Origin of the sequence: Kribbella flavida DSM 17836, assembly GCF_000024345.1 — a bacterium.
GTDB lineage: Bacteria > Actinomycetota > Actinomycetes > Propionibacteriales > Kribbellaceae > Kribbella > Kribbella flavida.
Genome location: NC_013729.1, coordinates 1,256,993 through 1,272,665, shown reverse-complemented (window position 1 = coordinate 1,272,665; position 15,673 = coordinate 1,256,993). Strand labels below are relative to the sequence as shown.

General features: G+C 70.9%; 14 protein-coding genes. 11 read left to right on the top strand and 3 right to left on the bottom strand.

Annotation, left to right across the window (positions count from 1 at the left end; translation table 11 throughout):
- Window positions 1-132 precede the first annotated feature (132 nt).
- The 7 genes from KFLA_RS05960 to KFLA_RS05930 all read left to right on the top strand — a co-directional run bounded on the left by KFLA_RS05960 (window position 133) and on the right by KFLA_RS05930 (window position 5,655).
- Window positions 133-1,068 carry a 1-phosphofructokinase family hexose kinase gene (locus tag KFLA_RS05960; RefSeq protein WP_012918867.1) on the top strand — a complete coding sequence of 312 codons (936 nt, stop codon included), beginning with the start codon at window positions 133-135 and terminating at the stop codon, window positions 1,066-1,068.
- Window positions 1,065-1,850, top strand: coding sequence for a 5'/3'-nucleotidase SurE (surE, locus tag KFLA_RS05955; protein WP_012918866.1), 786 nt, complete (start codon window positions 1,065-1,067; stop codon window positions 1,848-1,850). The genes KFLA_RS05960 and surE overlap by 4 nt, the downstream gene beginning before the upstream one ends.
- A 157-nt stretch (window positions 1,851-2,007) precedes the next feature.
- Window positions 2,008-3,021: an LCP family protein gene (locus KFLA_RS05950; RefSeq protein ID WP_012918865.1), complete on the top strand. Its 1,014-nt coding sequence runs from the start codon at window positions 2,008-2,010 to the stop codon at window positions 3,019-3,021.
- A gap of 118 nt (window positions 3,022-3,139) precedes the next feature.
- Entirely contained in the window at window positions 3,140-3,661 is a 522-nt protein-coding gene (locus tag KFLA_RS05945; RefSeq protein ID WP_012918864.1) for a DUF1990 family protein, read from the top strand.
- Between the two features lie 58 nt (window positions 3,662-3,719).
- The gene (locus tag KFLA_RS05940; RefSeq protein WP_012918863.1) at window positions 3,720-4,169 is read left to right on the top strand and encodes a GNAT family N-acetyltransferase; all 450 of its coding nucleotides are present in this window, start codon (window positions 3,720-3,722) and stop codon (window positions 4,167-4,169) included.
- 155 nt (window positions 4,170-4,324) lie between these two features.
- Window positions 4,325-4,912 carry a GNAT family N-acetyltransferase gene (locus tag KFLA_RS05935; RefSeq protein WP_049797529.1) on the top strand — a complete coding sequence of 196 codons (588 nt, stop codon included), beginning with the start codon at window positions 4,325-4,327 and terminating at the stop codon, window positions 4,910-4,912.
- Window positions 4,913-5,025: 113 nt separating this feature from the next.
- Complete coding sequence (locus KFLA_RS05930) at window positions 5,026-5,655, top strand: dihydrofolate reductase family protein (protein WP_012918861.1); 630 nt, start codon at window positions 5,026-5,028, stop codon at window positions 5,653-5,655.
- Between the two features lie 110 nt (window positions 5,656-5,765).
- Here KFLA_RS05930 and KFLA_RS05925 read toward each other — a convergent pair whose 3' ends face one another.
- Entirely contained in the window at window positions 5,766-6,863 is a 1,098-nt protein-coding gene (locus KFLA_RS05925) for an ABC transporter substrate-binding protein (RefSeq protein ID WP_012918860.1), read from the bottom strand.
- Between the two features lie 898 nt (window positions 6,864-7,761).
- Here KFLA_RS05925 and KFLA_RS05920 point away from each other — a divergent pair.
- Window positions 7,762-8,445, top strand: coding sequence for a uracil-DNA glycosylase (locus KFLA_RS05920; protein WP_012918859.1), 684 nt, complete (start codon window positions 7,762-7,764; stop codon window positions 8,443-8,445).
- Here KFLA_RS05920 and KFLA_RS05915 read toward each other — a convergent pair.
- Window positions 8,423-10,192, bottom strand: coding sequence for an ABC transporter ATP-binding protein (locus KFLA_RS05915; RefSeq protein WP_012918858.1), 1,770 nt, complete (start codon window positions 10,190-10,192; stop codon window positions 8,423-8,425). The two genes, KFLA_RS05920 and KFLA_RS05915, sit on opposite strands and share 23 nt — an antisense overlap.
- Window positions 10,189-11,895, bottom strand: a complete 1,707-nt coding sequence (locus tag KFLA_RS05910) for an ABC transporter ATP-binding protein (protein WP_012918857.1) — start codon at window positions 11,893-11,895, stop codon at window positions 10,189-10,191. The genes KFLA_RS05915 and KFLA_RS05910 overlap by 4 nt, the downstream gene beginning before the upstream one ends.
- 201 nt (window positions 11,896-12,096) lie before the next feature.
- Here KFLA_RS05910 and KFLA_RS05905 point away from each other — a divergent pair, with 201 nt between their 5' ends.
- From KFLA_RS05905 to KFLA_RS05895, 3 genes are read left to right on the top strand one after another with little or no spacing between them, the layout of a single operon-like run.
- Window positions 12,097-13,317 carry an ROK family transcriptional regulator gene (locus KFLA_RS05905; protein WP_012918856.1) on the top strand — a complete coding sequence of 407 codons (1,221 nt, stop codon included), beginning with the start codon at window positions 12,097-12,099 and terminating at the stop codon, window positions 13,315-13,317.
- Window positions 13,318-13,357: 40 nt separating this feature from the next.
- Window positions 13,358-14,611, top strand: coding sequence for a 6-phospho-beta-glucosidase (locus KFLA_RS05900; RefSeq protein WP_012918855.1), 1,254 nt, complete (start codon window positions 13,358-13,360; stop codon window positions 14,609-14,611).
- Window positions 14,602-15,660, top strand: coding sequence for an N-acetylglucosamine kinase (locus KFLA_RS05895; protein ID WP_041289169.1), 1,059 nt, complete (start codon window positions 14,602-14,604; stop codon window positions 15,658-15,660). The genes KFLA_RS05900 and KFLA_RS05895 overlap by 10 nt, the downstream gene beginning before the upstream one ends.
- Window positions 15,661-15,673 lie beyond the last annotated feature (13 nt).

Genomic DNA, 15,673 nt, shown 5'->3' with positions numbered 1-15,673 from the left:
CGCCGACCCGCGCCCCATCCGCGGATCGGTCGATCGCCGAAACCTTAACCGAAATGAATGTCGTTAGCGAGAAGGGTTCGCATTCCGGGCGCCGGGAGTGGGTACCTGCAGAGGCCTCACGGAAGGAGAACCATGGGTGAAGGGGTGATGGTGTTCGCGCCGGCACCGCAGTTGACCGTGACGATCGAGCAGGTCGGGCACGAGCCCGAGCTGCACCTGCACGCCGGCGGCCAGGCGATCTGGCAGGCCCGGATGATCTCGTCGCTCGGCGTACCGGTGACCTTTTGCACGGTGCTCGGCGACGGCGAGGTGGGCCAGGCGCTCACCTCCCTGATCGAGCAGGAGGGCCTGGAACTGAAGGCGATCCGGCGCCGGTCCGACAGCGGCTGGTACGTGCACGACCGGCGCGGTGACGACAGTCGGCAGGAGATCGCCCAGCACGCCGGAGCACCGCTGGGCCGGCACGACAACGACGAGCTGTACGCGCTGGCGCTGTCGGAAGGGCTCAAGGCCGGGCTGTGCGTGCTCAGCGGCGTGCCGGACCCGGCGCTGGCCTCGCCCGACACCTACCGGCGGCTGGGGACCGACCTGCAGCGCAACGGCGCCAAGGTCGCCGCCGACCTCACCGGGGATCACCTGGCCGCGGTGCTCGACGCCGGACTGACGTTTCTCAAGGTCAGTGACGAGGAGCTGTACGCCGACGGCCTGGCGGACGAGTCGGCCGGTGACGAGAGCGTCGTGAAAGCCGCCAAGGAGCTGGCCGAGCGCGGCGCGGAGACGGTGGTGATCAGCCGGGCCGAGAAGCCCGCGATCGCACTGGTCGACGGCGAGGTGCTGCAGGTCCACATGCCCGAGCTGAGTGTGCGGGACCACCACGGAGCCGGCGACTCGATGACCGCCGGCGTGGTCGCCGTCCTGGCGCGGGGCGGGGACGTCCGCGAAGCCATCCGGACCGGAGCCGCGGCCGGCGCGCTGAACGTGACCCGGCACGGCCTCGGGACCGGCCGGGCCGACGCGATCAGCGAACTGGTCGGCCGCGTCCGGCTGGAACCGCTGGAGGACGCATGACGCGCGTGCTGATCACCAACGACGACGGCATCGACGCCCCTGGCCTGCGGGCGCTGGCCGGGGCCGCGGTCGAGGCCGGGTACGACGTCGTCGTCGCGGCCCCGGCCGAGGAGGCGAGCGGAGCCAGCGCGGCGCTGAGCGCCTACACCGACGACGACGGGAAGCTGCTGATCACCCGGCGGAACCTGTCCGGTCTCGACGGCGTCCCGGCGTACGGCGTGGCCGCGTCACCGGCGTACATCGTGGTGCTGGCGACGCTCGACGCCTTCGGCCCGGCGCCCGACGTGGTGCTGTCCGGGATCAACCGGGGCGCGAACGCGGGGCGCGCGGTCCTGCACTCCGGAACCGTGGGCGCGGCGTTCACCGCCGCGGCGTACGGGATGCCGGCGCTCGCGGCGTCGCTGGACGTGCTGTCGCCGCTCGACCCGACCCGCGGCGGCAACGCGCTCGCGGTGCTCGACGAGACCTCGGACGAGTCGCGCAACTGGGCGACGGCGGCCCAGTACGTCGCCGAGGTGCTGCCGCGGCTCGATGGCCTCACCGACGGGGCGGTGCTCAATCTGAACGTGCCAGATCGCCCGGCGGAGGAGATCGCCGGGCTGGCCGAGGCGAAACTGGCCGGCTTCGGTCAGGTCCAGATGGCGGTGGCCGAGAGCGGCGAGGACTTCCTGCGGACCTCGGTGCAGGAGAACCGGACCCGGGCCGAGGACGGCACGGACCTGGCGCTGCTCACCGCGGGGCACGCGACCCTGACCACGCTCCGCGGACTGCTGGAACTGTGAGGCGCCTCGGCAGCGCCGCCGCCGGTGGTTCAGTTCGATCCGCGCGCGGATTTCGTTCTTTCGGCGGAGGCCGGGACGGGGCGCGGTCTGAAAGTCTGGGGCCGAACCGTTCGGTGGGGGGACGCGGGCGCCACGGCGGGCCGGATACGGTCGTGCCATGAGTCAACCGCAGCCCATCGACCGCCGCCTGGTCGGTCGTCCTCCCGTACGCCCGAAGAAGCGGGGCAACTGGTTCGGCCGGATTCTCGGACTGGTCGTCCTGCTGTTCCTGCTGACCCTGGTCTGCGTGCCGCTCTACGCGTGGGGCCGGATCGACAAGGTCGACGCGGCGCCGGCCGGCAAGCGACCCGCCGACGCGGCCGGTACGACGTACCTGATGGTCGGTTCCGACAGCCGCGAGGGGCTGAGCACCGAGGACAAGCGCAAGCTCGGCACCGGCAGCGTCGGCGGTAAGCGCACCGACACGATCATCCTGCTGCACGTGCCGGAGTCCGGTCCGCCCGCGCTGATCAGCGTGCCGCGGGACAGTTGGCTGAGCGTGCCCGGCAAGGGCAAGGAGAAGGTCAACGCGGCGTACGGCAACGGCAACCCGAAGCTGCTGATCCAGACCCTGGAGAACTACACCGGGCTGCGGATCGACCACTACGTCGAGATCGGCTTCGGCGGCTTCGCCTCGATCATCGACAGCGTCGGCGGTGTCGACGTGTGTTTGCCCAAGGCAATGAAGGACCAGAAGGCGCACATCAACCTGCCGGCCGGCTGCCAGGAGCTCGACGGCCCGAAGGCGCTCGGCTACGTCCGGTCCCGCTACGCCGACCGGCAAGGCGACCTCGGCCGGGCCAACCGCCAGCGCGAGGTGATCGGCCTGGTCGCGGACAAGGCGGTGTCCTGGAAGACGTTCGTCAACCCGTTCCGCTACTACAGCATCGGCACCTCCAGCGCCGACGCGCTCACCGTCGACGAGGAGATGGGACCGGTGGACCTGGCCAAGTTCGCGCTGGCGATGCGCAAGGTGGCCGGTGGCGGCGAGGGTGTCTCACTGACCCTGCCGATCGCCGACGCGGACGCCCGCCGCTCGGGCCAGAGCGTCGTCCTGCTGAGCGACTCCAAGGTCAAGGCGCTCGTGCAGGCCCTCAAGGAGGGCAGGACGGCCGGCTTGAAGGCCGGCTGATCGGGGCACCGGACCTCCACCACTCACCAACCCTCGGTCGACGAGGGTTGCCCTGGCCGACGGACGGCGCCGGCGGGCTTGCTGAGTGGTGGAGGTCCTCACGACGGAAGGCACTGGGATGAAGCTGGCCGACCTGGCCGACCTGCGGTTCAGCTACGACGCGATCGGCGCGACCCGGTACGAGGAGACGCCGCCCGACTACCACCGGCTGGACCTGCGCACCCGGATCGGCGCCGGCGACGAGGTCTTCCGCAAGGCCGGCGAAGCCGTGACGACGTGGCAGATGCACCGCGGCGCCGGGATGCGCATCGACGCCACCGACACCCCGGCCGTCATCGGCGCCAACGTTCTCGGCCGCCTCGGCGTCGGCCCACTGAGCCTGACCATCCCCTGCCGGGTGGTCTGGACCGCCGACGACGACGACCACATCGGCTTCGCCTACGGCACGCTTCCCGGCCATCCAGAATCCGGCGAGGAGTCCTTCCTCGTCACCCGCGACCCCGACGGCGTCTACTTCACCCTCCGCGCCTACAGCCGTCCCGGCGCCTGGTACACCCGCCTGTCCGGCCCGTTGGGCCGCTCCACCCAGCACCTCTTCGCCCGCCGCTACACCCAGGCCTTGCAACGCCTAGTGGCCTGACAAAGTGTTGCCGAAGTGGACCTGTAGCTCACTGCGGCTTCGTCCCTAGGCTCCCCCCATGCCTACGGTCCGCCACGCCACTCCTGCCGACATCCCGCAACTGGTCGACGCCTACGACTGGCTCTTCGCCCCACCCGGCCTCAAGCCTCCCCACTGGGACCCGGTCGTCGCCGCCGACCGGCTGACCCGCGTCATCGCCGGCCCGCGCACCGCCGTACTGGTAGCCACCGAGCAGGACCAGGTCGTCGGCTTCTGCACGCTCTACCTGGACATCGAGTCGGTCCGCTTCGGCCAACGCTGCTGGCTGGAAGATCTCGCCGTGTCCCCCACCCAGCGCTCCACCGGCGTAGGCACCACCCTGCTGACCACCGCCCACCAGTGGGCTGCGTCGAACGGCGCCGACCACCTGGAACTCGACTCCGCCAACACCCGCACCGACGCCCACCGCTTCTACCACCGCCACAACCCCGGCGCCCTCTCCACCACCTTCAGTTGGCACCTGGCATGACAAAGGCCTCGCAAGCTCATACCTTGCGAGGCCAGCAGCATTCCTACCAGGCCGCACCGACAAGGCGGTGAAGACACACCCAACGCAAGGTGTCCTACGGGGCCGCCCGAACCTTCAGGCGTCGCACGGAGCTGGGTCGCCGTACTGTGATGGGCATGAGCGACGACGGGTTGGCGGCGACGGATGGGGCGGCTCGGTACGGGGTGGGATTGCTGAGTGGGGACGTGGTCACACTGCGGGCTACGGCGGACGAAGACCTCAAAGTTCTTGCGGAGTGGTGGAACGTGAGCGACGCGGCGGCGTTGCAGCACACGATGGTGCGGCCGTCGCCGGTGGGGCAGGCCGAGGAGATGTTCCGGGCGTGGAGTGTCAACAAGTCGGGGACTCTGGACACCGGGTTCAGCGTGGTGCTGACCGGGAGCAGGGAGTTGATCGGTCACGCGACGCTGTACGGCGCGACCACGCCGGCGCGGGCTGCGACGTTCGCGATCATGGTGGGGCCGGAGTACGTCGGCAAGGGGTACGGGACCGAGGCGACCCGGATGATGCTGCGGTACGGGTTTCTCGAGCTCGGGCTGCACCGGGTGGAGCTGACGGTCTGGGCGTTCAACACGCGGGCGATCGCGGCGTACGCGAAGGCCGGCTTCGTCAAGGAAGGTGTACGACGGGCGGCGTGCTTCCACAACGGCGCGTTCCACGACCAGGTGTTCATGGGTGTGCTCGCCGAGGAGTTTCTCGCGTAGCAGAACAGGTCGGGCCGAGATCCGGGCGCGCTGTCGGATCGGGGCCGCCGCGTTCGTGGAAGGGGTGCGCGGCCGCCCGCCCGGGGCGCCCGAGGACCAGGGAGCTGCCCACCATGAAACTGACGACGATCACCAACATCTCCGTCGACGGCGTGATGCAGGGACTCGGCGGGCCGGAGGAGGACGGCGGCGACGGGTTCGAGCGCGGCGGCTGGGCGCTGCCGTTGTTCGACGAGCAGGCCGAGACGGTGCTCGGGCGGATCTACCAGCGGGCCGACGCGTTCCTGTTCGGCCGGCGGACGTACGAGATCTTCGCCGCCTCGTGGGGAACGGGCTCCTGGGGCGCGAACCAGGGCGACAACCCGATCGGGCAGGCCTTGAACACGCGACCCAAGTACCTCGCCTCGTCCACGCTGACCGACCCGCAATGGGCCGACACGACGGTGCTCTCCGGTGACGTCACCGCCGCCGTTCGGGAGCTGAAGGCCAAGCCGGGAGGTGACCTGCAGGTACACGGCAGCGGCCGCCTGGTCCGCTCGCTGTTCGCCGAGCAACTCGTCGACGAGATCATCCTGCTCACCTATCCGGTAGTCGTCGGCCAGGGCACGCGGCTGTTCCCCGCGGCCGGCCCCGACACAGCGCTCGAACTGGTCGAGTCGCAGGTCACGGCGAACGGCATCACGATCCAGCTCTACCGGCCCAGCGGGCGCCCGCAGTACGCGGGTGCTGACGTGACCACGTGACGCAGCTCTAGGGCATGTTGATCAACTCCCTGCAGTCGCGAGCAGGTGCCCGGTGCGGCGAGGTGCCGTACCGGGTGCCGCGCAGCACGCAGGGAGTTCATCAACACGCCCTAGCTGGTGTGGAGGACGCGAAACCGTCCCGGGTCGGCTGGATCGCGATCGACGACCTGGACCGCGGGCCAGGTCCATTGCCAGACGCTGATTCCCGGCGTACGGCAGAACTGGATCCGCCCGCGGGTTCCGTCGACCGCCACCTTCGGCCAGGCGTCGGCGATCCGCGCCCGGTCGATGCCGTGGGCACCCAAGATCTGCGCGAGCACCGCGATCGCGTCGTACCCCTCGAAGGCGACGAAGGAGGGCGGGGTGGCCAGCCTTCCCCGCAGCTCCGCCTCGACCTTGGCTCCGAGTGGAGTGAGACGCTCGGGCCGGTAGCGCAGGAACGGGATCGCGGCGCTGTCGTCGCCCAGCAAGCTCGCCCAGTCGGCAAACTCCGGTTGCCCGGCCGGAGCGCCGATCAAGATGTCCGCGAGGCGCGGGTCGCTGCGGACAGCCTTGACGATCGACACGGCGGGATCCGGGTAGCCGACCAAGAGCAGCAACGCCGTCGCGTGGTCGCCGACGAGTTCGTCGCACACTTCGGCGGGTGTCAGCGCAGACATGTCGAGCTCGACGACGCTGCCGCCGCGGGCAGCGAGATAGTCCCGCAGAATGCCCGTACCGGTTGCCCAGTAGACGCTCGGCTGCTTGGCGACGGCGATTCGAGTGTGCCCTTGGCTCAGCAGAAAGTCCGCGTAGATCCGCCAGCCGTGCGACTGCGCCGGGGCAAGACGCGCCACCCACTCCGTCGGCTGCTCGGTCAGCCCGTCGAGCACCGCCGACGAGCACAGAAATGGCACCTCCAGAGCGTCCGCCCTGGCAGCAACTGCCCGAGCCACCACGCTGTGATACTCCCCGACCAAGGCAGCCACCCCCAGCCCGGCCAATTCCTCCACCGCCGACGCAGCCTTCACCGGATCAGCCGCCGTATCGCGAACGATCAACTCCAGCGACCGTCCACCAATCCCGCCGTCCGCATTCACATCGCGAACGGCCAACTCGAGCCCAGCCAGCAGATGCTGACCAGCCTCAAACCACCCAGGCCGACTCAACGGCACAAGCGCCCCGATCCGCACCACGGAATCTCCATCCGACGACAACGGCGTACTCATCTGGCATCTCCCCGGTCGGCAACCCGCTCGCAGTCTCCCCCGCCCACCGACCGATCCACCAGTAGCGTCCCAGCCGTCCCACCCGAAACCCGCCGCTCCCAAGCCTTGCCGGCTCCAGGTTTCGTCGGTGCCCTCGCCCGCCTCGCACAGCCAGCGGCGCGGTCGGCTGCCCGTACTTACGAACACCCCCTCACCCCCTCACCCCCTCACGCCGTCACCCCGCCGTACGGTCCACCTCGGCCGCCCACCTCCGCAGACACACCACCCCGCCGTACGGTCCCCTCCGCCCGCCCACCTACGCCGCCGCGTCTGACGGGTCGACCCATGGGAAACAGGGTTGGCCCTTCACATTCTGGTGGGCCAACCATGCGTCTGATGGGTCAACCCAGCAGACTGCTCGAGCCGGGACCACACCCGTCGGGTACGCCGTGCGGAGTGCGAAGCGCCGACAGGCGTTGACACCGCCAGGACGCGTGAGCCCGGACCAAGTTCTGCAGGTCCGTCCGGAGCCCTTCCCACGATGACTTTGAGCACGGCATCGCCACCACCCGCGTCTCACGATGACCACCCCGTGCACAAGGTCAGCCCGTGGTGGCACCGATCCGGCTCTTGGGCGCGCGCCGGGGTGGAACAGCACCTCGGCTCCGGATGCCGAGGCAGACCAGTGACGACGCGGCCGATGTCCACCACGGGCTCGGGGCGAACGACTTCGGCGCGCACTCGCGACTCGGGCGGCCGGTTCCGCTCTCCGGCTCTTCGGATTCCGCTCTTCCGCTCTCCGGCTCTTCGGATTCCGCTCTCCGGCTCTCCGGCTCTCCGGCTCTCCGGCTCTTCCGCTCTCCGGCACTTCTAGACGATCGCCGCTCACCCCGGGTGCGAACTGCCGGCCGGGGCTGGGATGCTTGGGCGGGTGAAGACGTTGGATGAGTTGATGGCGGCGGACTGGGCCGAGGCGCTGGAACCGGTGGCCGCGCAGGTGGGCAAGATGGGCGAGTTCCTCCGGGCGGAGATCGCCGCCGGGCGACCCTACCTGCCAGCCGGCGAGCACGTCCTCCGGGCGTTCCAGCGCCCGCTCGAAGACGTCAAGGTGCTGGTGGTCGGCCAGGACCCCTACCCGACCCCCGGACACCCGGTGGGCTTGAGCTTCTCGGTCGCGCCGGACGTCCGGCCGATTCCCCGCAGCCTGGCGAACATCTACCGCGAGCTGATGGCCGACGTCGACGTCCCCGCGCCGTCCAACGGAGACCTCACGCCCTGGGCCGACCAGGGTGTGCTGATGCTCAACAGGGTGCTCACCGTGCAGCCGGGCAAGCCCGCGTCGCATCGCGGCAAAGGCTGGGAAGCCGTGACAGAGCAGGCGATCCACGCGCTGGTGAAGCGTGGCGGTCCGCTGGTCGCCATCCTCTGGGGACGCGACGCGCAGACGCTGAAGCCGATGCTCGGCGACGTCCCGTCCGTCGAGAGCGCGCACCCGAGCCCGATGTCGGCCGACCGTGGCTTCTTCGGTTCCAAGCCGTTCAGCCGCGTGAACGCTCTGCTGGTCGAGCAGGGCGGCACACCTATCGACTGGCGGCTTCCCTAGCGGTCGTGCCGGTCCAGCTGTGCCAGAGCTGGGCGTAGCGGCCGCCCGCGACGAGCAGCTCGTCATGCGTCCCGGACTCCACGATCCTGCCGTGGTCCATGACGACGATCCGGTCCGCCTGCTGGGCCTGCGTGAGCCGGTGCGCCACCACCAACGTCGTACGGCCTTCGGTGGCGGCCAAGCTCGCTCGCTCGAGCTCACGCGCGCCGGCTGATCCGGCCTCCGCCGTCGCCTCATCCAGTACGGCGACCGCGGGGTCGGCGAGCACCAACCGTGCCAGGGCGACCTGCTGGGCCTGGGCGCCGGTCAGCTGCTCCCCGTTCTCGCCTACTTGCGTCTGCAGGCCGTCCGGCAGAGCACGCACCCACCCCAACGCACCGACACGCTCCAGCGCAGCCTCCACCTGGGCATCCGTTGCGTCCGCCCGAGCCAGCCGTACGTCGTCCACCAGCGGGCCCGAGAACACGTGGACCTCCTGGCTCAGCAGGGCGACCTGTGCGCGCGTCCGCGCCTCACCGAGCTCCCGGATGTCCACACCGCCGAGCCGGACCACTCCGGCGGTCGGGACGAGGACACCAGCCGCGACAGCAGCCAGCGTGGTCTTTCCAGCTCCACTGGCGCCGACCAGCGCGACCCGCTCACCAGGCAGCAGCTTGAGCGACACTCCGTCGACCACCAGCGGGCCGTCGTACGAGTGACCGATGCCGGCCAGCTCCAGCGACGCATCAGCAGGCGTTGGCGCAGCAGGCGGCTCCGAGGCCTCCGGCAGCTCCAGGACTCCAGCCAGTCGAGCCAGTCCGGCAGCAGCCGTCTGGACGGCGTCGAACTCCATCAGCAGCGCCCCGATCGGGTTGAACAGTCGATGGAAGTACAGCGCGGCCGCAGTCACCGCACCGACCGTCACCGCGTCCCCGCGAACCAGGAAGAACCCCGCGACCAAGATCCCGGTCAGCCCGACGAACTCCGCGTGGTTGATGCGCGACGAGAAGAAGCTGTAGAGCTTGAACACGTTCAGCGACAGGTCACGCGCCACCGCCGAGCGGTCCCGGATCCGCTCCAGCTGCGCGTCCTCCAGCCGGTACGCCCGGACCGTCGCGGTGCCGCGCAGCGACGTGATGATCGCCTCCGACCGCTCCCCGAGCGCCACCCGTTCGCGCCGGTAGAACGGCGCCGACCGCGGCAGGTACCAGCGCAGCGCCCACACGTACATCGGCAGCGACAGCAGCCCGGCCAGCCCGAGCCGCCAGTCCAGCGCGAACATGCCGACGGTGGTCAGCACGATCGTCAGCGTCGCCGACAGCAGGACCGGCCCGACCTGGGTCAGCGCCGCGGCAACCGACGAGACGTCGTCACCGACCCGCGAGAGCAGGTCACCGGTCCGCACCTTGTCCAGCACGGGTGCCGGTAGGTGCAGCACGCGGTCCAGCACCTTCTCGCGCAGCCGCGCCAGCACCGTCTCCCCGACCCGCGCCACCAACGTCACCCCGACCGCAGTCAGTACGCCGGACACCAGCGCCGCCCCACCGATCAGCAGCACCACCCGTACGACGGCCGACCGGTCGGCGCCGGCCGCGATGTCGTCGACCAGCACCCCCAACGCCCAGGGCGCGACGAGTCCGGCCGCGCTCGCTCCGGTGATCACCACGGCGGCAACCACCGACATCACCGGCAGCCGGCGGATCTCCTGCCACAGCACGGACCACGTGCCGCGCGGACCGGCGACGGGCAACAACTCCGGCCCGCTCATCGCAGGACCACCTCGGCGTAGATCGAGTCTGCGGCCGCCAACTCGGCGTGCAGCCCTTCAGCCACTACAGCTCCGTCCGCGATCACGACCACCCGATGCATCTTCCCCAGCAAGGCCGGACTGCTGGTCAGCACAAGCGTGGCCAGCTCGGGCACACCGCGAACCTCCGCAAGCCCCTCGGCCAGGATCTCCTCGGTGACCGCGTCCACTGCCGTGCTCGGGTCGTGCAGCACGAGCACCGGTGGTTCGGCCAGCAGAGCTCGCGCCAGGCCGAGACGTTGCCGCTGTCCACCCGACAAGGTGCGGCCGCGGTCGGCCATCAGGTGATCCAGCCCGCCGGGGAGACCGTCGATCACGTCAGTGGCAGCTGCGGCCGCGACAGCCGAGTCGAGGCGGCTGCTGTCATCAGAACCGGCCAGAAGGTTGCCGCGCAGCGTCCCCTCGAACAGATCGGTGTCGTGCTGCTCGATCAGCACCGACCGCCGCAGCAGGTCGATGTCCAGCTCCTCCATCGCCAGACCGCCCACCGACATGACGCCCTCATGCCCCGGTGCGCGGCCGGACACGACCGCCAGCAAGGCGTCCGCGTCGCGCGGGTCGTAGCAGAGCACACCGACCAGCTCCCCGCGCTGCAGCGTCAGGTCCACCGCCGACAGGGTCTTGTAGGTGACGTTGTCCAGCGCCAGCAACGGCTTGGCCGGGTCCAGTGCGGTCGCCGATCCAGTGGTAATCAACGCTGGCGATCCGAGCACCGATGCCAGCCGCCCGGCTGAGGCCTTGGCCATCGCGGCGACCTGGCTGCAGTACCCGAGCGTCCCGACCGGCTCCGCCACGAACTGCGCGAGTCCGACCACAGTGATCAGCTCGCCGACGCTGATCCGCCCGTTCAGCGCGAACCACCCAGCGACTCCGGCGACAGCGGCCAGCAGCAGACCACTGAGCGCCGTCGTCACGCCGTCCTGCAAGCCATTGGTGGAGGCAGCTCGCAGCGTGGCCTGCAGAGTCGCCTGGCTGGACCGCCGGTACCGCTCGGCCGCGTTGTGCTGTGCTCCGATCCCTCGCAGCGCCCGGAGCCCGTTGACGAGGTCCGTCGCCAGTGCCGTCGTACTGGCGATCGCCTCCTGCTGCGTCGACGTACGACGGGTCAGCAACGGCGACAGCGCCTGGATCCCCAGTACCAGCAGCGGTACGCCGATCAGGACGCCGACCCCCAGCGGCACGTCGACCATCAGCAACGCCACCGAGGAGACAGCCAGCGCGGTGGACGCCGAGACGCCCATCGCCACGGCCCGCATGATCAGCGACGCCTTCTCCGCGTCGGAGGTAGCGATGGACAGCAGCTCACCGGCGCGCAGACCGGTCTGGTGGCCCCGCGGATCGAGCACGCGCCGGGCGATCTCCAGCCGGACCAGATGCGTCTCGTGCTCGATCGAGCGGACGACCTGCCGGGCCCCGGTCTTCCAGGCGTTCGACAGGACGGCGAACAGCGCCACCATCATCAGCACGCACCACAGCAGCGGCTCCAGCTTTCCGGTGGAGACGGCCCGGTCGACGAAGATGCCGATCGCCACCGGCACCGCGGCCTCGGTCGCCTGGTGCAGCGACAGCACCAGCACGCCGAGCGTCACCCGGCCCCGGTGCCGGCGGACGGACCGGCGCAGCATTCTCCCGGCGGTGAGGTCTTCCCCCAGATCGAACGTCACGGACAGACCTCTCCACAGGCGGCGGCAAGTTAGCCCACCCTAACCTCAGCGGTGCGCAACGACCGCCCGGAGTTCCGCGGATCGATTGACACCGCCCGAGGACAGCCCGTACGGTCTCGGCGCAATAGGAAACTTTCCTAACAATTGATGCATCTGGCTCGGCGCGGTGGTCACGAGCGGGAAGGAGGGCAGGGTTAGCACATGGCCAGCACACCCGGCACTCCCCGCCTGCTCCGCGCGATGAACGACCGCGCCGCTCTCGACCTGCTGCTCACCCAGGGCCCGCTGTCCCGCACCACGCTCGGCAAGCTCACCGGCCTGTCCAAACCGACCGCGTCCCAGCTGCTGTCCCGGCTGGAGAGCGCCGGTCTCGTCCGAGCCAGCGGCACCAGCGGCGGCCGGCCCGGCCCGAACGCGCAGCTGTACGAGATCAACGGCGGCATCGCGTACGTCGCCGGCCTGGACGTCACCCCGGCCCGGATCCGCTCGGCCGTGGCGGACCTGACCGGCCAGGTGATCGGCCGGTACGAGCTGCCGACCCCGGGCCGCAGCGCGAAGGGCACCGTCGAGCGGGTGGTCAAGGCGATCGACGGCGCGCTCGGCGACGCCGGCCTGGCCAAGGATCGGCTGCACCGCGTCGCGATCGGCACGCCCGGCGGGTTCGACCCGACCACCGGCCGGCTGCGCTACGCCACCCACCTGCCCGGCTGGCACGCCCCGCACCTGCTGGACGAGCTCGCCGCGGCCATCGGCGTACCGCTGGAGGTCGAGAACGACGTCAACCTCGCCGCGGTCGCCGAGCAGCGTCTCGGACACGCCCGCGCCAGCGACAACTTCGTGCTGCTCTGGGGCGAGGAGGGCATCGGCGCCGCGATCGTGATCAATGGCCGGCTGCTGCGCGGCGCGACCGGCGGCGCGGGCGAGGTCGCCTTTCTGCCGTTGCCGGGCACGCCTCTGGTCCGCAACGTCGGCCGCAACAACGCCGGCGGCTTCCAAGAGCTCGCCGGCGGCGAACCCGTGCTCGCCCTGGCCCGCTCCCAGGGCCTCAAAGCCCGTACGCCGCAAGCCGCGATCGCCGCCGCGCTGGAGACGCCCGGCGCCGGCGACGAGGTGCTCACCGAATTCGCCCATCGGCTGGCCGTCGGCCTGGCCGCGGTCGTCGCGGTCGTCGACCCCGAGCTGATCGTGCTGGCCGGCGGGGTGATCACGGCCGGCGGCGAGCGGCTGCGCGGCCTGGTCCAGGCCGAGCTGGCGGAGCTGGCCGTCCCCCGCCCGCGACTGCTGATGACGGGCGTCCCCACCGACCCGGTGCTGTCCGGGGCCCTGCAGTCAGCCCTGAGCGCCACCCGCGACGAAGTCTTCGACACCGCCGGACCGGCCGTTGGCGGCGGCACCGACCAGCCCTACCCGCACCAGTCCTAACGGCCTTCACCGAAGGCGTCACACGTACAGGGGTCACAGGTTGAAACTCACAGTCGTAGGCGGCGGATCCACCTACACTCCCGAACTCATCGACGGCTTCGCCCGGCTGCGTGACTCGCTGCCGGTCGACGAGCTGGTGCTGGTCGACCCGGCCGAGGACCGGCTCGCGCTGATCGGCGGGCTGGCCGAGCGCATCTTCGCCAAGCAGGGCCACCCGGGCCGGATCAGGACGACGACCGACGTCGACGCCGCGGTGGACGGGGCTGACGCGGTCCTGCTGCAGCTGCGCGTCGGCGGCCAGGCCGCGCGCAACCAGGACGAGACCTGGCCGCTGGAGTGCGGCTGCGTCGGTCAGGAGACGACCGGGGCCGGCGGGCTGGCGAAGGCGCTGCGCACAGTGCCCGTCGTCCTGGACATCGCGGACAAGGTGCGGGCGGCCAACCCGGACGCCTGGATCATCGACTTCACCAACCCGGTTGGCATCGTGACGCGGGCACTGCTGTCCGAGGGGCACAAGGCAGTCGGGCTCTGCAACGTGGCGATCGGCTTCCAGCGGCGGTTCGCGCGGCTGCTGGACGTGGCGCCCGAGCAGGTCGCGCTGGACCACGTCGGACTCAACCACCTGACGTGGGAGCGCGCAGTACGGGTCGACGGCGTGGACCGGCTACCGGAGCTGCTGGCGGCGCACGTCGGCGAGCTGGCCGAGGACCTGCATCTTCCGGCCGAGTTGCTGCTGCAGCTGGGCGTCGTACCGTCGTACTACCTGCGGTACTTCTACGCGCACGACGAGGTGGTGCGCGAGCTGCTGGAGAAGCCGTCCCGGGCCGCGGAGGTCGCCGCGATCGAGAAGCAACTGCTGGACCTGTACGCCGATCCGGCGCTGGACGAGAAGCCCGCGCTGCTGGAGCAACGCGGTGGCGCGTACTACTCCGAGGCGGCCGTCGCGCTGGCGTCCTCGCTGCTGAACGACACCGGCGACGTGCAGGTGGTGAACACGCTGAACAACGGCGCCCTGCCGTTCCTGCCCGACGACGCGGTGATCGAGGTCCCGGCGACGGTCGGGGCGACCGGTACGACGCCGCTGCCGATCGCGCCGCTGGAACCGCTCTACGCGGGACTGGTCGCGAACGTCACGGCGTACGAGAATCTGGCTCTGGAGGCTGCTCTGAAGGGTGGTGCGGACCGCGTGTTCACCGCGTTGCTGGCACATCCGCTGGTCGGGCAGATCGAGTACGCGCGGGCGCTCACCGATCAGCTGATCGCCCACAACCGCGAGCACCTGCCATGGGCGTGACCGTGGCGGACGAGACCGAGGCCGTGCGGGCACCGCTGGTTCCCGGCGGCGTGCTCGCCTTCGACGCCGGCAACAGCAAGACCGACGTCGCCCTCGTCTCCGCCGACGGCCAGATCCTCGGCACCGCCCGTGGCGGCGGCTTCGAGCCCCACCTCGTCGGCGCCGAAGCAGCAGTCGCTGGCCTGGCCCCGCTGGTATCCGCAGCAGTCCGCTCCGCCGGCCTCACCCTGCCCGGCGGCGGGATCGCTGTGGTGGAGCAGGTTTCCGCATGCCTGGCGAACGCGGATCTCGTGGTGGAGGAGGAACGGCTGGCGGCCGCGTTCAGGTCGTACGGGTGGGGCCGCCGGGTGCACGTCGCGAACGACACCTTCGCGCTGCTCCGGGCCGGGATCGACGAACCCCGCGGTGTCGCGGTGGTCTGCGGCGCCGGCATCAACTGCGCCGGACTGCTGCCCGACGGCCGGACCGCCCGGTTCGCGGCGGTCGGCAAGATCTCGGGCGACTGGGGCGGCGGCCAGCAGCTCGCCGACGAGGCGTTCTGGGCGGCTGCCCGCGCCGACGACGGCCGGGGACCGGCGACCGCGCTGACCACCGTGCTGCCGCGGCACTACGGCGTACCGTCGATTCCCGCGCTGATCGAGGCGCTGCACCTCGGCGACATCCCCGCGAGCCGGCGACTGGAGGCGACTCCGCTGCTGTTCCAGGTCGCGGCCGGCGGCGATCCGGTGGCAACCGACGTCGTCCGGCGCCAGGCCGAGGAGATCGTCGCCATGGCGGTCGTCGCCCTGCGCCGCCTCGACCTGCTCGGCGAACCCGCCCCGGTGATCCTCGGCGGCGGCGTGCTCACCGCCAACCACCTGCTGCTGCTCGAGACCATCACCACGATGCTCGCCGCCGAAGCCCCGTACGCCGTACCGCAGGTTGTCGAGGTGCCGCCGGTCGTCGGCGCGATCCTGCTCGGCCTCGACCACACCGGCGCACCCCGGGACGCCCACGCCACCACCCGCGCCGCCTACGCGTCGATCGCCTCGGCTCCATCCCTTGCTTGACGGTGTGCATGCG